This window comes from Rhodococcus sp. 077-4 (assembly GCF_047782425.1).
Taxonomy (GTDB): domain Bacteria; phylum Actinomycetota; class Actinomycetes; order Mycobacteriales; family Mycobacteriaceae; genus Rhodococcoides.
On the sequence record NZ_JAJPWC010000003.1, the window covers coordinates 689,636 to 711,700 of the forward strand.

Consider the following 22,065-nt stretch of genomic DNA (forward strand, 5'->3'; position numbering starts at 1 on the left):
GTGAAGTCACTCGATTTCCTCTGGCGTGATCAGATTCGTGATCGGGTTGACTGCGCCGTCGATGTCGACGGAACTGACCTGCTGCCCGGTCGCGGCATCGAATCCGACAAGCTTCTGCGGCGCTTCGCCGTCGACCTCGGCACCGTCACCCAGCACGTAGAACGTCTTGCCGTCCACACTGAACGCCATCGAGGAGAAGCTCTCGATGCCGATGTCCGCCAACGTCAACGAGCGAACGGGGGCAAGATTCGCAGCATCGGACAGTACTATCTTCGCCACCGAGCCACCGCGTGCAGAGTCCGGATGGACGATGCTGTCGGTGTAGGTGACGGCCATTCGGGTGGCGTCGGCGTTGATGACGTTCTCCGCGAAACGCCCGGACGGGTCCCCGGCGTTTCCGATCGGCTTCACTGCCTCGGTGGGAAGCCCGTTCGAGAAGTCGAAGACGAACACGTCGCCGTTCTCACTGACGAGCAGTGCCTTCTTCGCGTCCTCGGCGAACGTCGTCTTGCGGGTACTGACGAAGTCGTCTGGGAGAACCTTCTCGCGGCCCACTTCGGTTGGGACGCCGTCGTCACCTATGTTGACGTGCAACAGCTCCCGGCTGTCCTCGCACACGCTGTACAGGTCGTGGCCGACCATCCACGTGAACGGCCCGCAACCGACGATGCGAAGTGCGCCCGATTCCTTGCCTGCTTCGAGGTCCACGACGCGGATACCGTAGAGGCCGTCGTCCCAGCTGACGAAGTACTTGCCGTCGGAGGTGACCGCGTTCGACCCTTCGCGCGAGTGCACGCGTGCTACATCGGGTAGTTCGGCCTCTTTCGGCTCGAGCAGGTTGCCCGAATAGGTGCTGATTGTGAAGTCCGCGGCTCCGCGCGATCCGCGTGGCCGCCACACCTCGGCTGCGATGATGGCCGGGTCGCTGCTGGTCTCGCCGACGAAGCCGTGCACCACCGGATCCCAGATTCCCGCTCCGACGGTCACTCGGGTGGTGACCTTGCCGGTCGCGGGATCGAGTGCGTTGACGGTCATTTCGAGCTTGCCGAAGCCGCCCTCGATGCCCAGGATCTGGTTGGCACCGATGGGGGTGATCTCACCGACGTGCAGCGGTTCGGGAATCTGGCCGGTGATCTCCTGATCCTCCTCACCGAGACCGATCCCTTCACCGGGCGCGGTGAATTCGACGGTCGGATAGGTGACCTCGGTCGAGGAGGCCGAGTCCTCGGTGTCCTCGCTCGACGAGCTGCACGAGGTGATGGCCAGCAGCGCCGCCAGTGGTGCGGCGGTGAGGGCTGTAGCGCGACGCAGACGACTCACGAGCCCGCACCCACCTTCGGGCGCGCTGCGGGACGGGCCTGGCAATCCGCGCCGACGATCGGAGCCATGGTGCAGGTGTAGGCCTGCGACTCGTCGGAGACGCACCAGATGATCTCCTGGTCGTAGCTGCCGCTGACCGGGTTGTACATCGAAGCCTGCATGTCCGGTTCGCCGCAGAATGCATTGGAACAGCTCGGCGCACCGCAGCAGTCGTAGTAGGCGATGAGGTAGGTCTTGCCGTCGGCGGGGTTGGTGCAGCACCCGACCCAGAATTCGGCTCCGGGCTTGGACCCCGGCGCACAGGTGGTCAATCCACCGCCTTCGCATGCGGCGCAGGAGGTTCCGTCCATGCTGCACCACCGCCAGTAGTCGCATTCGGCGGGATTGCTGCCGTCGTATTCCGGGACCTGCGGTTCGGGTGCCGTCGCGGCGGGCGTCTCCTGCGCATACGCCCGGGACACGGGAAGTGCACTGACGACGGCGACTCCCGAGGCCCCGAGGGTCCATCGGCCGATTTTCGAGATCATGGAGCGGCGTGAAACCCGTTCGGACAGTTTACGTCCCGACCTGCTCGCGAAGCTGCCTCCGCGCCCCGCCATCCACTCGGCCTGCTCGGCCACCGTGTTCTCGTCCACTGGATACCGCTGCTCGGTGCCACCCGCGTGGGGTTCGTGGGGATGTTCGTGATTGTCCATGTGCGCTCCGATGTGAGAAGGGGTCCGGATGGGGCTAGGCAGCGCCTGCGTGATTCCTGGCGGCCTGGGTGTGCAGATGTTGCAGAGAGGGTGTGCCGGATTCGAGTGCGTTGAGCAGACTTTCGACCTGAGCCATGTGATTGCACAGACCCTTCGCCTTGATCTTGCCGTGTTCGTCGAGAATGACCCCGAACGGAGTTGTGCCGATCTGGTACGCGATACCCACGTCACGGCCGTCGACGTAGCTCAGCTCGGAACCGAGGCCTGCGCCCTCGAGGAATTCGGCGTGCTCGGCCGGAGTGCCGTCGGAAATCATGACGATGTCGAGACCGGCCTCGCCCTTGGCCATCGACTTCATCCCCGGCAGAAGCGATTTGCACGTCGAGCAGCCCGGGGCGGTGAAGAGCAGCAACTGCGGCCGCTCACGATGGCCGCCGACGCTGACGGTGCGCCCGACGTGGTCGGTCAGACCGTGGAAGCTGGGTCCTGCCTGCTCGATCTTCGGACCGGTGTCCATCATGCGCGCGCCGAGCGGTCCCAAACGTACTTGCACTCGGCCGATTTCGCGGGCGAGGCCGAGAATCATGAGCAGAAGGCCTGCTACGGCCACGGTGAGGACGAGAACCATGGTCACGAGAAATACTGTCATCGAGTTGCCTTTCGGGGTGAGAGGAATCAGTAGCGGCTGATGGACGAGATCGCACGGAGCTCGATTGCAGCGTTGGTGAGGTAGTCGTCGATCGGACGGCGACCGAACGACATCACCGAGCGGGCGTAGACCCCGACGCACACGATCGCAACGACGAAGAGCCCGACCCCGGTACCGACGATGCGATCGAACACGCCGATGTCGGGGGTCAGGGTCACTACTGCGGCGAGGATCGCGAACGACGCTGCGCGTGCGGAGTGCCACCACCCGATGTGCGCAATTTCCTCACCACCCGCCGAGAACGCGAAGCATCCGCAGTCGAGGTCGCGGCGTCCGCGCAACAGATTGATCGTCAAGCCGGCGAAGAAGGCGACGAACATCGCCGACGCCACCGTGCCTGTCACCACCGGCGCGACACCGAGAATCAGGCCGGTTCCAAGGGCGATTTCCACCCAGGGAAGCGTCCTTCCGACGACCACGGACACTCCATCCGGAAGCAGTCGGTACCCGCGCACGGCACGGACCATTCTCTGGCTGTCCGTGACTTTCGGAATGCCCGCCACCAACAGCACTGCGCCGACAACGCACGATAGGGCTGCCCAGAGCATCGCCAACTCCCTCACCTCGTTCGCTTCACGCCGTCCGTGGCTCGGTCGGCTGCTACGAATCATGAGAGGTGGTTGCGTCGCGGACACTTCTGCCGAGTTACATACGCGACGACGTCATGTGGTGCGTCGAATGCGCGATCGGCGCAGGTCAGCGGCTCGGAATGATCGAAGTTGTGTCACAGACCACTCACACCAGAGCTTTCGGCTCAACTTTGGGTGGCCGATTCTCACTTGAAGTACCAACCGTTGAAATGGTTGAAACACGGAAGAAATCACCGAGTCGTACCTTGTGTTCTCGACCTTCTCCATTCCGAGCCAGGACACCGCTCTCAGGACAATGATGAACACCAGCGCACTGCGTGCCGCACTCGAACAAGCCGCATTGACCGAGCGGCCCGTCAATCCTGTGTACTCGCCGTTGAGCGCGCTCGGACGCAGACAGTTGGCACCCATCGATCTACTCGGCCAATCGATGTCGACGATGGCACCGGCGACGTGCATGGTGTTCATCGCTCTGTGGATGGCAACGTTCACTGTCGGCGGTGCTGGGCTGCTTGCCATCGTCGGTGCCACTGTCGTCATGACACTCGTCGCCTTCTGCGTACGTCAGTTCACGCTCCGCCTCGCGGCATCGGGTTCGCTCTACAGCTTCGTGGCGCACGGACTCGGCAAACGCGCCACCTTGACCGCCGCCGCTGTACTGCTCGTCGGCTATATGGGCGTGTCCATTTCGGTGCTCTCGAATGCCGGCGCGAATCTCGTCAAGGTCGCCGACGTATCGGGGCTGCACCTCGGTGGCGAGTCCACGATCCTCGCCGGCGTCGCCGTCGCGATCGTCGTCGTATCCATCGCTGTTCGGGGCGTGCGCTTTGCGAGCCGGACGATCCTCGTCATCGAAATCTGCACTCTGTGCCTCATCACGACGCTGCTGATGTCCGCACCGGTCGAGGTGAATGTGGAGAACACCTCTACCGATGCGCCGATCGGTTTCGTTCTCTTTCTTGCGATGCAGACCGTGCTCAGCTTGGCCGGTTTCGAGAGTGCCGCGTTCTTCGGCCCGGAGGCCCGTACGCCTCTGCGATCGGTGTCACGGACGGTGCTGGTGTCTCCGCTTCTGGTCGGCGCGCTCTATGTGTTCGCCGGGTGGGCCGGAATGACCGGTCACGCAGGAACACTCCTCAACGCCTATTTCGGGGGCGTCGATTCGGGCGCGAGCCTCGTTCTCGTTATTGCGGTGAACATCGGCGTCTGCTCGTCCTGGATCGCTTCGACTCTGGGTTTCGCACAGGCCGGTTCGCGATTGCTGTTCTCGATGAGCATCGAGAAGATCGTGCCGAGCTTTCTCGATCGGGTGCACCCCCGTTTCCGGACGCCATGGGCGGGAGTCGTGCTCTTCGTCGGTGTGTCCCTACTCGGTTCGATGTGGCACGACCCCGATCACGCGCCGGACAACTACGACGTCGTCGTCGAAATAGCACTCGTCCTCGGCTACACGATGGTCTCGATTGCCGCATTGCGATTTCTCGGCCGAATATCCGAGCACACCGCGTGGACGCGAGCGTGCGGATTGTGTGCCGCTGCCGCCGGTTCTGGCCTGTTGGTCTTCGCCGTACTCGACACGGGCAGGTCGGGAGCCTGGGGTTACATCGCGTGGTTCGTCGCGCTCGGCGCGTCCGGCACGATCTGGTACTGGCTCCTGAAGCGATGTCGCCCCGAAAGCCTCGACGCGATCGGAGTGTTCGACAGTGTCGAAACCGCCGATCTGTTGCCGGGGTCGGCCGACCTGCAGATGAGTGCGGCAGGCAAACCGGTTCTGACTCGTTCCCGTCACGGGAGATAGCCGTGGTGACCGAACGACACGATGCGCGCGGGGGTGGATCGGGAACGGGGTTCGGGGGACAACAGCCCAAGGCCGTACAGAAGGCTCTGGCCATGCTGGAAGCGGTGGCGTACCTGGGTGCCGGCGCGACTGCGAAACAGATTGCGGCGCATACGCACGTACCACCAGCCACCGCCTACCGCATGCTCAACTTCTTGGTGGCCGACGGCTTTCTGGTGCGGGTGCCGGATCTGTCGGGGTTCGCACTCGGGCGGCGCACATCCGAACTGGCCTACGCAGCAACGGGATCGGAACCCGTCCGCACGGTCAAGAACGTCCTCGATGCCATGCGCGAGCAGACACGTCACGGCCTCTACGTCGCCACCATCCGCGGCGGCACCGTGCGCATGGTCGATGTGGATCCCGATCACGAGGTCGTCTCCGCACCCACCGTGATGCGGAATCCCCACGCACACGCCGTCGGCAAACTCATGCTCGCGTACACCCCGCGAGCAGTCGACGACCTCGAACTACGTGCGGTCACCGCGCACACCCTCGTCGACGGGCGTTCGCTGCACGACGATCTGACCCACATCCTCGCCACGGGAATGTCGTTCGAGAACGAGGAATCACGTATCGGCCGCGCCGCTTTGGCCGTACCGGTACGAACCCGCGGCTCCGACGTCGTCGGCGCTCTGTGCCTGCAAGGAGTCGCGGGCAGAGTTGCGCCTACCAATTCCGACTTGATCGACTTCCTCGTGCAGGGGGCCAGGGAGTTGGAAGGGTTGCTCTGACTCGCCAGTGTGCGGTGCGAGGCTCGATGAATCCGGGCCGTGCAACTCCTTCTGGCAGAGGAACAAGCCATCGCCTAATTTGCGCCTAACATCGCCCAAATTAGGCGGAAGGAATGCCTGCTCCAATCCCGAGATCCATCCGCGGGATCCCCGTCGAGCACCCGTCGAGTGGAGCAAAACGTGCTCAGGGCCGACTCCGCGGGTGCGAGGCCGCGACGATCGATCCCCCGAGCACCAGTGCATTACCGAGCAAAATGCCCGTCACCCCGAAGGGCCCGGCAATCGCGCCGACCGTCAGCGGGATGAGAATCTGCGCAGATCTGTTGGCCGACATGCGCAATCCCAACGCCTCGCCCTGCGTGGATCTCGGCACGATCGAGACCACCCACGACATGGTCAATGGCTGCGGAATTCCGAGTGCGATACCGAGGGCGATCATGACGCCGACAGCTCCGACTGCCTGCACGAACGGCAGCACGGCGAGGGCTATTGCTCCCGCTGCCAGCGAAACATTGAGCAGCACAGTGCGGCCGAATTTCGCGTCGAGTCTGCCGAGGCCGACTCTGCTGACCACCGACACCCCGGCACGCAGTGCCAACAGCCACCCCACCGTCGTCACCGACACCCCACGTTCGACGGCCCACGCCGGGACGAAGGCGTAGAGCAGATCGACCGTCACCAACACCGCGCCGCTGACCGTCAACGACTGCCACATACCCGGCAGCTTCAGCAATCTCAGTCCCGACGCCTCACCCTCTGCGGGCTTCTGGGCACGAATGTGATTGCGGCCGAACGTCAGAAACAATGCCGTCGGCAATGCGACGGCGGTGAAGGCACCGGCAGTGAGGATTCCTGCGGTGGTGTTGGGACTCTCGACACTGGCTCCGCCGAGCCTCGACGCGATGGCCGTGACGGCGAGCGGCCCGACCAGCTGTCCCATCGAGGCTGCGGCCGTCAGGGCACCGAACGCACTTTCGTTCTTGCCGTCGACGTGGACGTGCGCGACGAACGCCTGCTGGCCGATCATGATGAGCAAATTTCCCAGACCGAACGCTGCAGTGCACATTAGCAGAGCCCACATGGCCGAAAAGGTAACGAGTACAGCGGTCGCGATCGAGCACAACACAATTCCCGACACGATCACCACCGGCCCACCGAACCGATCGGCGATCCTCCCGATCGGCAGGGCCGCCAGAACTGCGGGTGCAGCGAACAGCGCAGCGATCACCGCCAACGTTCGGGTGTCGGCCCCCTCAGCGATGGCCCGATAGCCGATCATCAGCCGGACCCCCACCCACCCGGCCTGCGCCGTCGTCGCCTGAACCGTCAGAGCGATCGACTCACGAGACACCATCAGCGCAAGGGAATCTCGTCGGTTCCGCCGACGAGTCTCGACACGTCGTTGATGTCGTCGCGCACGGCCCCGTATCGAACCGGATCGAGATGGAAGATCGCCAACTGCAACGCATACGCAATGGCGATGGGGATGATCAGAGTGTTGTACTCCGAATCGTCGCCGCGCTGCGCCACGAGCAGATGCGTCGGCGCAGGCCGGAAATGGTATCCCGGCGCATCGCTGATGAGAATCGACGTGCCGCCGCGTCGTTCTGCTTCGCGAACCAACGCGGGCAGCTGAATCGGAGCCTCCCGGAGCGCGAAGGCAATGAGGATCGAGTCCTCCGTGAAGCTGACGAACCGCTCCGACAGGTCCTTGCCACCGAGACCCAGCTCGACGACCACGAGCCCGAGCCTGCGCAGCCGACGCGCCAGCATGTCGAGCGCAGGACGCTCGTCGGCCTTGGAGAACAGATAGACCACCCGCGAGCGGTGAATGGAGGACGCCACCTCCACCAACTGATCCTGCGGGATGAAGCTCGACAGTCGTTCCAGCGCGCGCGCCTCGTCACGAGCGAACACGGCCAATTCGTGGCCGGTATCGCTGCGCATCAGGGCGGAGGCCGTGGCCGGCTCGGGGTTGTCGCGCTCGAGATCGGCGCGCAAATCGGGGAAGCCGCTGTAGCCGAGCTTCTGGGCCAGGCGCACTACCGTCGACTCGTGAGTCTGTGCGCGGGCCGCCACGGGGGCCGCGCGCAAGCTCGACGGCTCAGGCTCTCCGAGAAGCACTGCGATGACTCGTTTTTCGGACGCACTGAGCGACTTCCCGCTGCTCGCAACCACTGTTCGGAAGCTCATACCCTCCACTTTCCCCTGTGTCTGTTGACACACTCAACCACAATCCTGTAAACCTGTGCAAGATTGCAAGTGACTCACAACACAGCAATCCGGCCGACCGTACAGGCCACATCAGAACCTATCGTCAGAAAGGCGGCCGGCCGTGAAGGTACAGCTCGGCACACAACACACGATCGAATGGATCGTGCTCGGCGCGACACTGGTCGTCGGCTTGGCGACGGTCACCATGGCCACCGGCTACGGCATCGCCGCCGACCCGGGCGTCGGCGCGGGGTTCCTGCCCATGGTCGGCGGACTCGGCATGATCCTCGGCGGCATGATGTGGGCGATCCAGCTCGTCCGCACCCCGAGCGCCACGATCGCCGAGCCGGAAACCGAGCTCGAACCCGCGACATCGGCAGCAGTGGCCTTCCTGTCCAGCGACAACGAAGAGGATGCCGACGAGGCCGAGCTTCCCGACCGCTCGGGTTGGATCAGGATCGGCGTGGTGGTGGCGGCGATCGCCGGTGCGGCGCTGGTTCTGCCCACTCTCGGCTACACCCTGTCCATGGCCCTGATGCTCGCCGTCGTCCTGACGTTCGTGGGCAAGCGAACTCCACTGGTCGCTATCGGCGTCGCAGTGGCGACCACGCTGGCCACCCGGCTGGTGTTCGACGTCTGGCTCGGCACGGCCCTGCCTGCCTCGTCCATTCCGTTTCTCGCCGATTGGGGGTTGTGAGCCATGGGCTTTCCCGATCTGATCGCGGGCTTCGTCAACGTCCTCACTCCAACGCACCTACTGTTCGCCCTCCTCGGCTGCGTCCTGGGCATGCTCGTCGGAGTTCTCCCCGGCTTCGGCCCCGCCGCCGCGGTGTCGCTGCTCATCCCCATCACCTTCGGGCTCGACGCCACCACCGCACTGATCATGCTCGCCGCCATTCTGTACGGAGCCGCATTCGGCGGTACCGTCACCGCAGTGCTGCTTCGCATTCCGGGTGAGGCGTCGTCGATCGCCACCACACTCGACGGCTACGAGATGGCCAAGAGCGGACGCGGTGGGCCCGCCCTCGTCGTCGCCGCATTGGCATCGTTCGTCGGCGGACTGGTCGGTGTCATCGGCTTTGTCGTCGTCGCCCCGTTCAGCCGCTTCGCCCTCGAATTCGGTGCCCCCGAACTGTTTCTCGTCGCACTGCTCGGCATGGCGCTCATCACCAGCTTCTCGGGCAACAACCCTGCGAAGGCCCTCATCAGCGTCGGCCTCGGCCTCGCCATCGCGTCGGTGGGTATCGACTCCGGCCAAGGCATACAGCGATTCACATTCGGCATGCCGGAACTGTTCGACGGCGTCGCACTGGTTGCGGTGGTCATGGGCTGCTTCGGTCTGACCGAGATCCTCATCCAGGCTCGCTCGGCCGGCGGCGCGGGCCGTCGACCACTCGCCGTCGGAAAGCTGCTGCCCACCAAGACCGACCTCACCCGGTCGGCCGGCCCCACGATGCGCGGCTCGGTGATCGGCTTCTTCATGGGCCTGCTGCCCGGATCACCCGGTGCTGCAACGTCACTGGCCTCCTACGCCATGGAGAAGAAGCTCACCAAGCGGCCGGGGCAATTCGGCAAGGGCGCCGTCGAGGGTGTGGCCGGACCGGAATCGGCCAACAACGCACTCGCGCTGTCTTCGATGATTCCACTGTTCACACTCGGCATCCCGACCTCGGCCACGGTAGCCATCATGGCCAGTGCGTTCACCATCAACGGCCTGATCCCCGGACCGCTGCTCTTCCGCGACAACCCAGAGGTGGCATGGACCATCATCGCCAGCTTCCTCGTCGGCAACATCATCCTGCTGATCCTCAACGTGCCGCTGGTACGCCTGTGGATCGCGGTGCTGAAGATCCCGTTCCACTACCTGATGGCGATGATCCTGGCCTTCATGTTCCTGGGCGTCTACAGCATCAACGGCAGCGTCTTCGACATCTTCATCATGCTCGGCGCGGGCGTCATCGGCTACCTGTTCCACCTCACCAAGATTCCACTCACGCCTCTCGTCCTTGCCTTGATCCTCGGACCATTGCTGGAAGAGAACTTCCAACGCTCACTGTCGCTGTCGCGCGGTGACTACGGAGTCTTCGTCGAAGGTCCCATCAACAAGGCTCTCCTGCTCGTCTTCATCGCAGCCGTTCTGTTCGGAATGCTGCGCCCCGTCCTGGCTCGCATCCTCTCCCGCCGCGCCACCGCGAACCACCCCATCAAGGAGCACGTCTCATGAGAAAACTGCCCATCCTCGTCGCGGCCATCTCTACCGCCGCGCTGATCGCCGGATGCAGCTCAGCCGCAACCGATTCGGGGGCACCGTTCCCACGCGACGGCGCCACTGTCGAATGGGTCGTCCCGTCCGCCGCAGGCGCAGGCAACGATATCCTCGCCCGCATCATGGCCCCGGCCATGGAAGCCGAACTGGGCGTTCCAGTGAAGGTGGTGAACAAGGAAGGCGGCAGCCAGGTCGTCGGACTGAACTACCTGGCAAACTCGAAGCCGGACGGCGAGACCATCGGATTCACAAACATTCCCTCGATCCTGGGCCGGTATCTGGACCCGAGCAAGAAGGCCGGGTTCGACCGCGAAAGCTTCTCGCCCATAGGCTCTTTCGCGTCCAACGACATCGTGATCGGCGTCAACAAGTCCAGCCCTTACGCGAACATCGGCGAACTGTTCGATGCGGTGAAGGCGAAGCCCGGCACCATCACTGTCGGAACCGATTCCCGGGCAGGCGACGATCACGTCAACCTCCGCACACTCGAAGACACCCTCGGCTTGGACTTCAACATCGTTCACTACAACAGTGGTGCAGACAAGATCTCGGCACTGGTCTCCGGTGAAACCGACTTCGCGCTCGGCGGAGTGTCCAGCTTCTACGGCCAGTTCGCATCCGGAGAGGTGAACATCCTGTCGGTACTCACCGAGGAACGCAACAAGCTCATCCCCGACGTCCCGACGTTGGCAAGCGAGGGATACGACGCCCCGTTCATGACCAACAACTTCGCCATCTCCGCTCCTGCCGGCACTCCGGACGCAACGATGACCACGCTCCAGAACGCCCTTGAGACCGCGCTCGCCGACCCAGCTGTCGCCGAGAAGCTCACCGGCGCAGCGACACAACCGGACTGGGTATCCGGTGCCGACGTCGCAACACTGTGGGAGAAGCGCGAAACCGAGATCGAGCCGATCATCGCCGAACTGCTCGCCGACCAGCAATAAGTCACCCGAAAGGCATTGATCTCATGAGCACCGAAACATATTCCGCCACTGCCGTATCCGACGACATGATCGAACGCTTCTCCCGGGTGCCCGCCGCCAACGTCGGTGACGCCCAGGAGCGGTTCGGCATCATCGCCGGGCTACGTCCCATCTGGGCCGGGGCAGCAGTCACCGGCCGGGCGTACACGGTTTGGACGCGATCGGGCGACAACCTCTACATCCACAAGGCCCTCGACGCCGCTCGTCCCGGTGACGTCATCGTTGTGAACGGCTCGGGCGACGACACCCGTGCGCTGATCGGCGATCTCATCGGAATCCGCGCCAAATCACTCGGCATCGCGGGCTTCGTCATCGACGGAGCCGTCCGCGACGCCGACGCGCTGGCCGAGCTGGGGCTGCCCGTCTTCGCCCGCGGTGTCACCCCGGCCGGACCGTACAAGAACGGACCGGGCCGACTGAACGAACCCGTTGCACTCGGAGGCGTCGTCGTCTCCCCCGGTGACGTCATCGTCGCCGACGCCGACGGAGTCGTCGTCGTGAAGAGCGCCGACGTGGACAACGTCATCGTTGCCGCCGAGGACGTGGTGGCACGCGAGGCCTCCAAGCGAGAAAGTTTCTCGGCCGTCAACCACTGAACCAGGCCGTCAGACAAGCAGATCCACCGCTGCAGGGCGACCGATTCGGTAGCCCTGCAGCAGATCGGCTCCGATCAGCGTGGCTGCATCGAGATCGTCGTCGGTCTCGATGCCCTCGAACACGCATCGGGCTCCGGTCTTTCGAGCGAACTCGAGCACCAGTTCGGCCAACGCCGACTTCGCTCGATTGGCCCTCATATCGTGGACGACGAAGGCATCGACCTTGACGATCTCCGGTTCGAGCACGACGAGCTGCCGCATACCCGCGTATCCCGATCCCACGTCGTCGATCGCTATCCCCACGCCGCCCCGTCTGAGTTCGGCCAGCACGGCCACCACTGCGTCCTCATCGTCGATGGCGGCATGCTCGGTGATCTCGACGATCAACGGCCGTCGTCGCCCGAAGTCGAGCAACACCTCGACCAGAGCACCATCGACCAGTAGCGTTGCAGCGCTGAGGTTCACCGCAATGAATGGCCCGTGCGGCAGCCGAGCCGATTCCTCCAAGGCCTTGACGGCCGCCGATCTGTCGAGGGCAGGGCCCAGGCCGCACTGCGCAGCATCGGCAAACCACGCCTCGGGGTCACCGCCTCTGGGTGGAAAGCGGGACAGGGCCTCGTATCCCTCGATCGCACCGTCGCACGCGCGGACGATCGGCTGGAAGACGATGTTCGGTCCACCGCCGGCGATCACCGCCTCCACCCGACGCCTCGCACGCAACAGTGTCGAGCGCAGCGGTGTCGAGGCACCCCTACTCGACGGCACGAGTCCACACCCGAACCAGCGGGCGAAGTCGAAGTGGAGCGACAACCGGGTCCATCGAGGCACGGACGGCGTCGGGATCAGGATCCCCGAAACCGATGAGCAGCGCATCGATGCGCCGTGGGTCACCGGGCCAGACGAGTCCGAATGCCTCGGCTACAGCGACGTAATCGTCGGCGCGTTCTTCGGCGCTGAGCGCCGGCGGAAAGCGATTGCGAACCAAGAAGTCTCGCACCACCCGCCAGCGCCAGCGATCGAGAATCAATCGAAGGTGCATGCTGCCATGGGGACGTCGGCGAACCGGTCCATCAAGAATGTCGCGGCTTCACCGCCGTAACCGTCGATCAACTGCGGCCCGAAGTGGTTGGGCAACACCGCACCCTGCAGGATCGGGGGCAGAGGATTGGTTCGGAATTCCACCGATGCACCCTGTCCGCACCAGTCCTGCGCCAGCTGCCTGGCCTGCCCGTACGGCACGGTGTCGTCGTTGAGTCCGCTGGTGATCATCACCGGCGCGTTCGGAGTGCTACGGCCGATCCGCTGCTCGTCGAGGATGCGGCCTGCCTCGGGAATGGTGCTCAGGTTCTCGAGCATCGACTTACCGTCCACAGTCAGCGATTCGGTCCGCAGGAACGGGTACTTCAGGATGGTGTCGCCGATGCACTGCGTCGACAGATCGCTCAGCACCGCCTTGCCGTGATCGGTCAACCGTTCCTCGACGAGGGGCAGCAAACTCGGATCTCGCTCGACGAAACCGTTGAGCGCATAACCGATCACGCCGCCGATGAGGGTCCCGTCCACCGTCTTCAATACCTCGAGCAGATCAGCGGTCGGGGCTCCGGCCCAGGTTCCCTTCACGTTCAACCCCGGCGCATACTCCGACGCGAGTTCGGCCGCTGCGGCGGCGGCTCCACCGCCCTGGGAATAGCCCCAGATGCCGACGGGCGCACCCGCGTCACCCGAGAGTTCCAGCGCGGCGCGGGCTCCGTCGAGAACCGCATGCGCCTGCTCCACTCGGTTCACGTAGGTGTGCAGCCCTGGTGTTCCCAAGCCGATGTAGTCGGTGACGAACACGTTCGCGCCCATCGACCCCCACAGGGTCGACGACAACAACTCCTGATTGAACGAGATCGACAGTGGTTGCGTCACAGCGTTGATCGAGGTCGGGAAGGCCCGCGACGGTGCGCACGCATCACCCTGGCCCACTGTGCCCGGAGCGACGACGATCGTCGGACGCGGGCCGGCTCCCCGCCACGGCACCTCGGTCTCGATGAATGTGCCGGACACTCCGACGGGAGCGTCGTCCTGCGTCCGCGAGGTGTACAGGACTCGCTGCGCCTGCACCGGGTAGCCGCCGTCCGCGCCGGGCAGAGCCGCGAACAACGACATCGGCTGCGTCCGCAGAACAGCACCGGGATCGTCGACGAGCTGAGCCGGCGAGACGTAGAAATCATCGACCGGATCGGCTTGTGCTGTCGCGGTCCCGACGACCGTCACGGACGAGGCCAGGATCGCGGCTCCGACGAGAACACGAATCATGCTGCGATAGCGGTGCATTGGTCTCTTTCTGCGAGTGATCAGATAACAGTGCCGACGTCGCGGGCGACGATGTTGTCCAGTGCACGCTCGGCCAGCGCAGCAATGGTCATGGACGGGTTACAGGCTGCGGTGTTGCCGGGCATCAGAGCGCCGTCGAGGACGTACAGTCCGCGTTGGCCGTGTACACGGCCGTCGAGGTCGCACACCGTACCCATGTTGGCCCCGCCCAACGGATGCCAGGTGGACGGGAACAGCGCGTTGGTGTCGGTGAGGATGCTGCCCGACCCGGCGATGCGACGCACCGTCGGGTCGATGGATCCGTCCTGAATGACGGAGTCGCCGTTGGCCGGCCAGTGCAACTGGGCCTGATCACGCGCGGAGTCGTAACCGAAATGTCCTCGACCGCTGCTGACTCCGTATCCGACGAGCATCGTGCTGCTTGCATCGAACGAGAGCGGCGGTATCGATGCCTGGATGACGGTGTGCGCGGTACGCGGGTCGTCCCAGTTGAGGCTGCCGAACACCACCGGACCGCCCTGCGGCGCACCGAATTTCTGCTCGATGCTCGACCACACGTAGATGCGATCGGCGTTGGTACCCCAGCCCTGCCCGAGTTCGTCCGGCAGATCGGTGATGGACCCGGTGGCACCGGCGCGAACCAACATCTTGGTGGTGTTCAGACTTCCCGCCGCCATGATCAGAGCGCCGGTGGTGAGGATCTTGTTCTCCAACACCGTTCCGTCGGAATCGATTCTGTCCACGTGGACTGTCCAGCGACCGTCCCCGGCACGCTCGACATGCGTGACGTTGTGCTGCGTCGCCACGGTCGCCAGACCGGTGGCCTCAGCGGCCGCGATGTAGGTGACGTCGACGGAATGCTTACCACCGTTGTTGACTCCGAATGCGCCGGAGCCATTGGTGTACGACGGCGTCATCAACCCGCGCGTCTCGTCGAGGGCGTAGTTCCAGTCGATCGGCATCGGAATCTTCGACACCGGTAGGCCCGCCCGGCGCGCTCGGTCCGCAAACACCCGCGCTGCTTGGTAATTGGGAGTTGCGATCAATTCGTCGGGCGCCTGTTCGAGCTGCAGCATCCGCGCGACGCGCGGGTAGTGGACTGCGTTCAAGGTTGGCCAGTCGAGCTCGACCGGAAAGTGCGTCTCGAACACGGCCTGCGACGGCTGCAGCGTCATCCCCTGGTAGATCAGGGATCCGCCGCCCACACCCGCCGCGCACAGCGCGGTCATGTTGTCGCCGGGGACAGCCTCGAGCAGGCCGACGTACGGATCGAACGGAACAGGCGTACCGAACAGGTTGGGACTCGAGCCGTACCACAGCATTCGCTTGTCCGGCGCGGTCGCGTTGGGGAACGTGTCGGAGTTCGGCCCTGTGACCCAACGCCTTCCACGCTCGAGGACCAGCACGGGAATGCCTGCCTCGGCCAGACGCAGCGCCGCGACGCCACCGCCGAACCCCGATCCGATCACGACCACGCGATGGTCCTCGCGCGTGAGCGGAACCTGGGTACGCCGTCCGCCTGCTGCGCGAGCTACCCCGGCCCCCGATACTGCGGCCAGCCCTGCCAGCGCAGTTGCGCCCAGAAACGACCGACGGTTCAGATTCGACACGATCCCCCCAATGGTGTGCAGCAGCGCCCATCGAGACCTGTGTCACGTGCACGTGCCGTGCAAAACTAGACAGAAAGGTGTCGAGGTGTCAAGTTTTCGTGCGCTAAGCAAAAGGCAGGACGGGGATCAGCCAGCGCTCGAGGTAGCGACGCAGACCGTCGTCGTCGTGAATGGACGGGTCGTCGAACAGAATGACCGACAGCCCCACCCGGACGAGGACGCCGTCGATACCGTCGAATTGCCTGGTATCGAAGCCTGGATTGCGCTCGACGTACCCATCGAGAAACTGGCGCACCACCGGCTCGGCACGATCCATCATGTCCGAGTCGAACAGTGGGTTCGCATTTCCCGAGCGCAGCAACGAATTCAGAACCGGTTCGCGCCGAATGAGATTGCGACTGGCGACAATCGTCTCGACGACGAACTCCGCCGGAGACTCGGCCTGATCGGCCTTCTCCCGAATACCGCCGATGACATCGACTATCAGTCCCACCATCGCCTCGGAGATCATGTCCTCCCGCGTGGTGAAGATCGAATACACCGTCTGACGCGTGACGCCGGCCGCACGGGCCACCGCTGCGATCGTGACGCCCTCGAAGCCGGACCCGGCGATCAACCCGAGCGTGGCATCGAGAATCTTCTGCTTCGACCGCATGGTCCGATTATGACGCCACCGCGGCCCGTCGCCCCGCACCCGGCCTGCGTTCTCACCGATTGCCGAGCCGGCCGGAAGGTATGCTCACGCTGTTCGACACAGGGGGGGTTCTCGAATTGAACGACGAGATAACGGAAATCACGACGCAGCGCACAATCACCGGCACCACCAGCGGAGATCTGATCGCAGTCGAAGCGGACGGCCTGATCCACGCGCGGGGAATTCCCTACGCCACTGCTACGCGCTTTCGTAGGCCCGAACCGATCGATACCCCGGAGTGGACGCGAGTCGCCACCCGCCGCGGTCCGGTATGCGTTCAATTGCCCTCCCAGCTCGACTACGTCACCGGTCCGATGGTCGATCGGCTCGAACAAAGCGAGGACTGTCTCGTGTTGTCGGTGACCGCTCCGTCGGTGGCGGAGGAGCTTCCGGTCATGGTGTGGCTGCACGGCGGCGGATACGTCTCCGGTGGCGGGGAGGCAGAGAAGTACGACGCCGACGAACTCGTCCGGGAAGGCGTTGTGGTCGTCAGCGTCACTTTCCGGCTCGGCGGGTTCGGCTATCTGACCCCGAAAGGTTCGGGAGAGAGCAACATCGGTGTTCAGGATCAGATCGAGGCACTGCGATGGGTGGCGGTCAACATTGCTCGATTCGGCGGCGACCCGAACAATGTGACGCTGTTCGGTCAGTCCGCGGGCGGCGATGCCATCCTCTCGCTGATGGCCTGCGAATCGGCCGCGGGGTTGTTCTCGCGCGCAATCGTGCAAAGCGCGCCCCTCGGATTGCGATCGGGCCGTTCCGCCCTGTACGGCGCAGCGCGAAAGGCTTTCGCAGCTCACTTCTCCACGGACCCGGCCACCGCTCCCGCGTCGGACGTGCTCGATGCAGAGCGCGCCGTGACACGGGCTGTGCGCAGATTCGGTGCCGCAGGCGGAATGCCGTTCGGGCCGGTTGCTCACCTCGCGCCTCTCTCGGGCGACCTCGACACCGCCCTACGCCGAATTGCACCGCACGTCGAACTTCTGATCGGCCACACCCGAGACGACGCTGCCCCGTTCGTCGACATCGTGTCGAACATGCTGTGGCTCAACAAGTTCGGTCCGGTGAGTTCGCTGCTCACCGCACCGGTCGTTCGGCTCGTCACCAACGTACTGTTCGGCGTGGACGGGATGGTGAACATGTGGCATCGGGCCGGTGGTCAGGTTGCGTCGTACCGCGTCGATTGGGCACCGAAAGGTGCCCCGTTAGGGGCGTGCCACTGCATCGAGTTGCCCCTGCTGTTCGGTAACGCGTGGTCGGACGCGCCCATGCTGGCCGGTCAGGAACCGCCGACGGCGTTGGCCGGCAGGGTTCGTCGGACGTGGGCTGCGTTCGCCAGAGAGGGAGTGGCCGGACTGCCTGCACGCCCACTCGTGTTCTGACGGCACCTACTTCAGCTCGATCTGGTTGCCTCTCATCGCCGGCGCTCCCAATGTTGTTGTCCAGGAGGGTATATCGCCCGGAGAGACCCCCTGCCTGTTAGCGTAGACGACTTCGAGGGTGCTGCGTTCCACATCGGATCCGGCGTATGCGGCCGGAGTCGCAGGAAACACCCGGTTCTGCGCGGTGGCGCCGTCCGAACCCTGCGGCCCGGGATTACGCGAGGGCACCTGATACGCCCCGTCGTTGTAGGAACCGCCGGCGTATTGCGGCATGTTCTCCCCTACCGCGGCGCTCGGCAGGCACCTCGGCGGTCGGTTGTCCAGGAACCGCGGCTCGTCCTGATTCGGCAGAAAGCGGCCCTTCGGATTGACGAATTCGGCTGTTCCCTGAATTCCGGGGAACTCGCTGTCCGTCTCGAGTACCTCGGGAATCTGGGGCGTCACGGCGACGATCTGATCGAGGAAGCACTCGACGGTCGGGATGTACTCCTCGAGGGTTTCGAGAAGTTCCCGAGAATCGGCCGCCAAGCTGATGATGTTCTCGGAGTTGGCCGCGAGGAAGTCCGCGGTGGTCGAGGAACTCGACGTCAGTGACGAGATCAGGGTATCGATCGCGGGCCGACGTTCGACGACGGTGTTTCCCGTAACGCGAAGGTTGTCGAGAGCGTCGACCAACGATGGGAGGGAGTCGGAGTAGGTGTCGGCCAGGACGGCGACGCCGCGAATGTCCTCCTGCAGAGCAGGCATATCGGCATTCACCTGAGAAAATATGTTCTCGAGCCGGTCGATCGTGGAACCCAACTGCTCGCCTCGTCCCGAGAGTCCTTGCGCCAGCGCACCGAGAGTACTGGCCAGATCCTGAGGAGGGACGGCCGCGAGCAAGGGTTGCAATCCGTCCAGCAGCACTCCCACCTCCACTGCGTTACCGCTGACGTCCTGCTCGAGCACCGATCCGTCCACGATCGGTTCCACGGGGCCGGCAGGAGAGATGAGAGCGACGTAGCGCTCGCCGAACAGCGTCTTCGGAAGTAGGCGCGCGGTGGCCTGATTGGAAACCGCCGAGGCGAACGACGGCGTGATGGCCAGATGCGCAACGACGACTCCGTCACGCGCAGTGGTCGAATCGACATGCCCGACGACAACGCCACGAAATTTGACGTCCGCGCGTTGTGGCAGCGCGTTGCCCGCGGAGTCCAGGACCAGGTCGACGCGGACTGCATCGTCGAACGTTCCGTCGTACTCGGTGACGCTCCATCCGACGAAGAGCGCCAACGCCACGAAGAACGCAGCACCGAGCGGGATGGTGGTCGAACGTCGGTGCGCCGCGATCACGCCGAGTCCTTGCAGCCTGAGTGATTCATGCCATACTCCTTTGGGAATGACGGTATCGTCACGCATGGCGGCATCGTCAGTCAAGTCCCTGTCGACTCCGCGCCCCGCGCTCTCGCCTACTTCGAGGAACAACATGACCAGCAGCAACGACGCAGCCACCCAACCAGTCGATGTGGACGTCGTCATCATCGGACTGGGCCCCACCGGGGCCACTGCGGCCAACTTGCTGGGCCAACGAGGCATCCGGACTGCAGTTGTGGAGCGCGATATCTCCATCTATCCGCGCCAACGCGCCATTGCCTCCGACGAGGATGCGCACCGGGTGTGGCAGGGACTGGGCCTGTTCGACGAGATGCTGGCCACGATGTCGTCGGACGTCCGAGTGCACTTCAAGAACGGTGATCGAACGTTTCTGTCGATGACGTCCTCGGAAAGCCAGGGCCAGGGAGTTCCCGGGATGTGCTACTACCATCAGCCCGAGCTCGAACGCGTACTGCGACAGGGCATCGACCGCTTCCCGACCGTGTCGCTCATGCCCGGATACGACGCAGTGAATCTGGTGCAGGACGAGGATTCCGTGACGGTCTCACTTCGGCCGGCCGATGGCGGCCCGGATCGAACGCTCACCGCCCGCTACCTGATCGCATGCGACGGCGGCTCGAGTTCGATCCGCAAGCTCCTCGGAATCGCGTTGCCGGGCAAGCACATCGAAGAACCGTGGTTCGACATCCAACTACGAGCGTGGTACGACCTGCCCGTCGACGCCCCGCTCGACTTCACCTTCATTTCCGATCCACGACGCCCGGGCGTCGACTGCCCGTGCCCCATGGGATACCACCGGGTCGAATTCAGGGTCAACAAGGGCGAGACCGTCGAGCAGCTGCAAACCGAGGAAGGACTGCGCGGGCTGCTGGCCGAGCGCGGAATCGACTTCGACCAGGTCGAGATCTACCGGAGCTGGGGATACACCTTCCACATCCGCCAGGCTGAACAGTGGAGCAAGGGGCGAGCGTTTCTCGCCGGCGACGCCGCGCACATCATGCCGCCCTTTGCCGGGCAGGGCGTCTCGTCCGGGGTACGCGACGTGGCCAACCTGTGCTGGAAGCTCGACGCCGTCCTCAACGCCTCCGCCGACCCGAGCCTGTTGGACACCTACGAGCCCGAGCGCCGACCGAACGTGAAGCAACTGACCGACTTCTCGCTGCGCATCGGCAAGCTGGTGATGCTGGGAAATCCCACTGCGGTATGGCTGCGCGACAGGGTGATTCGTGGCGCGATGCGGGTACCTGCTCTCGGTCGGGCCATAAGAAGCAACGGACTCAAGCCCCGCTACGAGCTCGGCACCCAAGGCGGATTCTTCGGTCTCGGCAATGGACGGCGGAGCCCCCGAGGGACGTTCATCTGCCAGCCGTGGGTGGTGGGATCCGATCTCGCCCCGGTCAGGTTGGACACGGTGTTGGACAACAAGTGGACCTGGGTGGGGTTCCCGTCGGCCCCCATCCCGCGCGCCCTCGCCGAGGCCGGAGTGAACGAGGTGAAGCTCGAACGATCCTCTGCCATAGCGACTCACGCCGTCGCGCCCGGACACTACGTCGACAGCGAGGGCGACGTGGAGCGTCAGATGCGTCGATCACGCGCACAGGGCTTCCTGGTCCGACCCGACCGGTTCATCTACTGCAGCGATCGTGAGATGACGGCCGAGGATTGCGCCAGGGTGGCCGCGGTGGTCGACGGAGAACGATGTGCCGTGCGTCAGCTCACGAAACCAGCACTGTGAGTCAGAATCGCTGCACGAACAGATACCAGTCGCCGTCGAACTCCTGGTAACCGATATCGCCGTCATGCCGGGGGTCGCCGAGGGGCGGGGCGACCTCCGGGAAATAGCCCAGACCGATCGAGTCGATCAGGCCACCCTCGATGAAGAACAGGCAACCGTTGTCCACAGGTTGGACATATCGCACGCTGTACAGCCCGATTCGGCTGCCCTCGAACGTCTTCGGACAATCGACGGCGGTGGCGGCGAGGGCGTCTTCCGAGACTGCGAATGCGAATTTCGATGGTACCGACAGAAGAACGAGTCCGACGGTCAGCACAACGAAGATCGGTGCAACGCCACTCCACCGCAGGGCTCGGTATCTGAACCAGCCGATCAAGGCGAGGACCAGCCATATCGCCCCGAGAAAAAGCAGTATCCAGGCAGCGAAGGCGAAGAAGGGGAAGATCACAACCGGTGGCAGGAACGTCCACAGGATCACCCCGCACACGAGAAATACGAGCAGCGCCGTGATGGCGGTCAACCAGACCCACCACGGCGCGGGGTGTCTTGTGTCGGCCATGCGGCAACTGTTGCACACAGTTGCCGCACCGGCCTGACGATCGATCGCCTTCTATCTACCCAGTTGCACGTCGGCCAAGGCACCGGCAATGACGAACCCGCCGGCGATGGCGCATCCGGCCACTCGCGTTCTCTGCGGCAAGTGTGCGGTGAGCGCAAAGGCAGCGGTATCCCACACATCGACAGCCACGCCCGCGCGAAGCAGGGTGCGCACTGCCTTGGGTGCGTATCGGGTTGCCGCGTAGAGCCCACCACCGATGTAGATCTCGCGAATGCCGAAGGTGCGGGCGGCAGCTCGCGTGGTGGCGACTGCGGCGTCGGGTCCGGCGAGCAGCTCGTTGGCGCGGGTGGGCGCGATCATGTGAGCGATCCCGATCGCTGCGCGGGCGAGCCCCACGGCTTCGGGGAGTCGACGAGCGAGATCGGACGGAGAGCCGAGTTTCATG

The 22,065-nt window shown here is 64.4% G+C and carries 22 protein-coding genes; 8 read left to right on the top strand and 14 right to left on the bottom strand.

What is annotated here, in order from left to right; genetic code table 11:
- Positions 1-6: 6 nt before the first annotated feature.
- From ACNEOT_RS19705 to ACNEOT_RS19720, 4 genes are read right to left on the bottom strand one after another with little or no spacing between them, the layout of a single operon-like run.
- Positions 7-1,320, bottom strand: a complete 1,314-nt coding sequence (locus tag ACNEOT_RS19705) for a hypothetical protein (RefSeq protein WP_415976144.1) — start codon at positions 1,318-1,320, stop codon at positions 7-9.
- The gene (locus ACNEOT_RS19710) at positions 1,317-2,015 is read right to left on the bottom strand and encodes a methylamine dehydrogenase light chain (protein ID WP_415976145.1); all 699 of its coding nucleotides are present in this window, start codon (positions 2,013-2,015) and stop codon (positions 1,317-1,319) included. Before ACNEOT_RS19710 ends, ACNEOT_RS19705 begins: the two co-directional genes overlap by 4 nt.
- Positions 2,016-2,049: 34 nt before the next feature.
- Positions 2,050-2,664 carry a redoxin domain-containing protein gene (locus ACNEOT_RS19715; RefSeq protein WP_415976147.1) on the bottom strand — a complete coding sequence of 205 codons (615 nt, stop codon included), beginning with the start codon at positions 2,662-2,664 and terminating at the stop codon, positions 2,050-2,052.
- A gap of 26 nt (positions 2,665-2,690) precedes the next feature.
- Positions 2,691-3,272 carry a MauE/DoxX family redox-associated membrane protein gene (locus ACNEOT_RS19720; protein ID WP_415976149.1) on the bottom strand — a complete coding sequence of 194 codons (582 nt, stop codon included), beginning with the start codon at positions 3,270-3,272 and terminating at the stop codon, positions 2,691-2,693.
- Between the two features lie 340 nt (positions 3,273-3,612).
- Between ACNEOT_RS19720 and ACNEOT_RS19725 the strand changes: the two genes are divergently transcribed.
- Entirely contained in the window at positions 3,613-5,112 is a 1,500-nt protein-coding gene (locus tag ACNEOT_RS19725; RefSeq protein WP_415976373.1) for an APC family permease, read from the top strand.
- Positions 5,109-5,885, top strand: coding sequence for an IclR family transcriptional regulator (locus ACNEOT_RS19730; protein ID WP_415976374.1), 777 nt, complete (start codon positions 5,109-5,111; stop codon positions 5,883-5,885). Before ACNEOT_RS19725 ends, ACNEOT_RS19730 begins: the two co-directional genes overlap by 4 nt.
- Positions 5,886-6,069: 184 nt before the next feature.
- Here ACNEOT_RS19730 and ACNEOT_RS19735 read toward each other — a convergent pair whose 3' ends face one another.
- Together ACNEOT_RS19735 and ACNEOT_RS19740 are read right to left on the bottom strand one after the other, a co-directional pair.
- Entirely contained in the window at positions 6,070-7,239 is a 1,170-nt protein-coding gene (locus ACNEOT_RS19735; protein WP_415976150.1) for an MFS transporter, read from the bottom strand.
- The gene (locus tag ACNEOT_RS19740; RefSeq protein WP_415976152.1) at positions 7,239-8,078 is read right to left on the bottom strand and encodes a MurR/RpiR family transcriptional regulator; all 840 of its coding nucleotides are present in this window, start codon (positions 8,076-8,078) and stop codon (positions 7,239-7,241) included. Before ACNEOT_RS19740 ends, ACNEOT_RS19735 begins: the two co-directional genes overlap by 1 nt.
- Positions 8,079-8,220: 142 nt before the next feature.
- Between ACNEOT_RS19740 and ACNEOT_RS19745 the strand changes: the two genes are divergently transcribed.
- The 4 genes from ACNEOT_RS19745 to ACNEOT_RS19760 are packed head-to-tail and all read left to right on the top strand — an operon-like array spanning position 8,221 to position 11,947.
- Positions 8,221-8,796 carry a tripartite tricarboxylate transporter TctB family protein gene (locus ACNEOT_RS19745; protein WP_415976153.1) on the top strand — a complete coding sequence of 192 codons (576 nt, stop codon included), beginning with the start codon at positions 8,221-8,223 and terminating at the stop codon, positions 8,794-8,796.
- Positions 8,797-8,799: 3 nt separating this feature from the next.
- Positions 8,800-10,323 (top strand): tripartite tricarboxylate transporter permease, encoded by a 1,524-nt coding sequence (locus ACNEOT_RS19750; RefSeq protein WP_415976155.1) that lies wholly within the window; start codon positions 8,800-8,802, stop codon positions 10,321-10,323.
- The gene (locus ACNEOT_RS19755; protein ID WP_415976156.1) at positions 10,320-11,312 is read left to right on the top strand and encodes a Bug family tripartite tricarboxylate transporter substrate binding protein; all 993 of its coding nucleotides are present in this window, start codon (positions 10,320-10,322) and stop codon (positions 11,310-11,312) included. The genes ACNEOT_RS19750 and ACNEOT_RS19755 overlap by 4 nt, the downstream gene beginning before the upstream one ends.
- 23 nt (positions 11,313-11,335) lie before the next feature.
- Positions 11,336-11,947 (top strand): methyltransferase, encoded by a 612-nt coding sequence (locus ACNEOT_RS19760; protein WP_415976158.1) that lies wholly within the window; start codon positions 11,336-11,338, stop codon positions 11,945-11,947.
- A 9-nt stretch (positions 11,948-11,956) separates the two neighbouring features.
- Here ACNEOT_RS19760 and ACNEOT_RS19765 read toward each other — a convergent pair whose 3' ends face one another.
- From ACNEOT_RS19765 to ACNEOT_RS19785, 5 genes are all read right to left on the bottom strand, one after another.
- A complete protein-coding gene (locus ACNEOT_RS19765) occupies positions 11,957-12,712 on the bottom strand; it encodes an EAL domain-containing protein (RefSeq protein WP_415976159.1) in 756 nt (251 codons plus the stop codon).
- Positions 12,699-12,986, bottom strand: a complete 288-nt coding sequence (locus tag ACNEOT_RS19770; RefSeq protein ID WP_415976160.1) for a hypothetical protein — start codon at positions 12,984-12,986, stop codon at positions 12,699-12,701. The genes ACNEOT_RS19765 and ACNEOT_RS19770 overlap by 14 nt, the downstream gene beginning before the upstream one ends.
- Entirely contained in the window at positions 12,971-14,248 is a 1,278-nt protein-coding gene (locus ACNEOT_RS19775) for a lipase family protein (protein ID WP_415976162.1), read from the bottom strand. Before ACNEOT_RS19775 ends, ACNEOT_RS19770 begins: the two co-directional genes overlap by 16 nt.
- A 38-nt stretch (positions 14,249-14,286) precedes the next feature.
- Complete coding sequence (locus tag ACNEOT_RS19780) at positions 14,287-15,876, bottom strand: GMC oxidoreductase (RefSeq protein WP_415976163.1); 1,590 nt, start codon at positions 15,874-15,876, stop codon at positions 14,287-14,289.
- A 103-nt stretch (positions 15,877-15,979) separates the two neighbouring features.
- Entirely contained in the window at positions 15,980-16,531 is a 552-nt protein-coding gene (locus ACNEOT_RS19785) for a TetR/AcrR family transcriptional regulator (protein WP_415976164.1), read from the bottom strand.
- 116 nt (positions 16,532-16,647) lie between these two features.
- On the opposite strand from ACNEOT_RS19785, the gene ACNEOT_RS19790 reads away from it, so the two are divergent.
- Entirely contained in the window at positions 16,648-17,952 is a 1,305-nt protein-coding gene (locus ACNEOT_RS19790; protein ID WP_415976166.1) for a carboxylesterase family protein, read from the top strand.
- A gap of 6 nt (positions 17,953-17,958) precedes the next feature.
- Here ACNEOT_RS19790 and ACNEOT_RS19795 read toward each other — a convergent pair whose 3' ends face one another.
- Positions 17,959-19,284, bottom strand: coding sequence for an MCE family protein (locus ACNEOT_RS19795; RefSeq protein ID WP_415976375.1), 1,326 nt, complete (start codon positions 19,282-19,284; stop codon positions 17,959-17,961).
- Between the two features lie 133 nt (positions 19,285-19,417).
- On the opposite strand from ACNEOT_RS19795, the gene ACNEOT_RS19800 reads away from it, so the two are divergent.
- Complete coding sequence (locus ACNEOT_RS19800) at positions 19,418-21,061, top strand: FAD-dependent monooxygenase (protein ID WP_415976167.1); 1,644 nt, start codon at positions 19,418-19,420, stop codon at positions 21,059-21,061.
- Between the two features lies 1 nt (position 21,062).
- Here ACNEOT_RS19800 and ACNEOT_RS19805 read toward each other — a convergent pair whose 3' ends face one another.
- Both ACNEOT_RS19805 and ACNEOT_RS19810 read right to left on the bottom strand, forming a co-directional pair.
- Complete coding sequence (locus ACNEOT_RS19805; RefSeq protein WP_415976168.1) at positions 21,063-21,620, bottom strand: hypothetical protein; 558 nt, start codon at positions 21,618-21,620, stop codon at positions 21,063-21,065.
- A gap of 51 nt (positions 21,621-21,671) precedes the next feature.
- Positions 21,672-22,064 carry a hypothetical protein gene (locus ACNEOT_RS19810; RefSeq protein WP_415976170.1) on the bottom strand — a complete coding sequence of 131 codons (393 nt, stop codon included), beginning with the start codon at positions 22,062-22,064 and terminating at the stop codon, positions 21,672-21,674.
- Position 22,065: the final 1 nt, after the last annotated feature.

Coding starts and splice junctions, on each gene's coding strand:
- ACNEOT_RS19710 (WP_415976145.1), bottom strand. CDS start 2,015: ATGGACAATCACGAACATCCCCACGAACCCCACGCGGGTGGCACCGAG.
- ACNEOT_RS19715 (WP_415976147.1), bottom strand. CDS start 2,664: ATGACAGTATTTCTCGTGACCATGGTTCTCGTCCTCACCGTGGCCGTA.
- ACNEOT_RS19720 (WP_415976149.1), bottom strand. CDS start 3,272: ATGCTCTGGGCAGCCCTATCGTGCGTTGTCGGCGCAGTGCTGTTGGTG.
- ACNEOT_RS19725 (WP_415976373.1), top strand. CDS start 3,613: ATGAACACCAGCGCACTGCGTGCCGCACTCGAACAAGCCGCATTGACC.
- ACNEOT_RS19735 (WP_415976150.1), bottom strand. CDS start 7,239: ATGGTGTCTCGTGAGTCGATCGCTCTGACGGTTCAGGCGACGACGGCG.
- ACNEOT_RS19740 (WP_415976152.1), bottom strand. CDS start 8,078: ATGAGCTTCCGAACAGTGGTTGCGAGCAGCGGGAAGTCGCTCAGTGCG.
- ACNEOT_RS19750 (WP_415976155.1), top strand. CDS start 8,800: ATGGGCTTTCCCGATCTGATCGCGGGCTTCGTCAACGTCCTCACTCCA.
- ACNEOT_RS19755 (WP_415976156.1), top strand. CDS start 10,320: ATGAGAAAACTGCCCATCCTCGTCGCGGCCATCTCTACCGCCGCGCTG.
- ACNEOT_RS19760 (WP_415976158.1), top strand. CDS start 11,336: ATGAGCACCGAAACATATTCCGCCACTGCCGTATCCGACGACATGATC.
- ACNEOT_RS19770 (WP_415976160.1), bottom strand. CDS start 12,986: ATGCACCTTCGATTGATTCTCGATCGCTGGCGCTGGCGGGTGGTGCGA.
- ACNEOT_RS19775 (WP_415976162.1), bottom strand. CDS start 14,248: ATGATTCGTGTTCTCGTCGGAGCCGCGATCCTGGCCTCGTCCGTGACG.
- ACNEOT_RS19785 (WP_415976164.1), bottom strand. CDS start 16,531: ATGCGGTCGAAGCAGAAGATTCTCGATGCCACGCTCGGGTTGATCGCC.
- ACNEOT_RS19800 (WP_415976167.1), top strand. CDS start 19,418: ATGACCAGCAGCAACGACGCAGCCACCCAACCAGTCGATGTGGACGTC.
- ACNEOT_RS19805 (WP_415976168.1), bottom strand. CDS start 21,620: ATGGCCGACACAAGACACCCCGCGCCGTGGTGGGTCTGGTTGACCGCC.
- ACNEOT_RS19810 (WP_415976170.1), bottom strand. CDS start 22,064: ATGAAACTCGGCTCTCCGTCCGATCTCGCTCGTCGACTCCCCGAAGCC.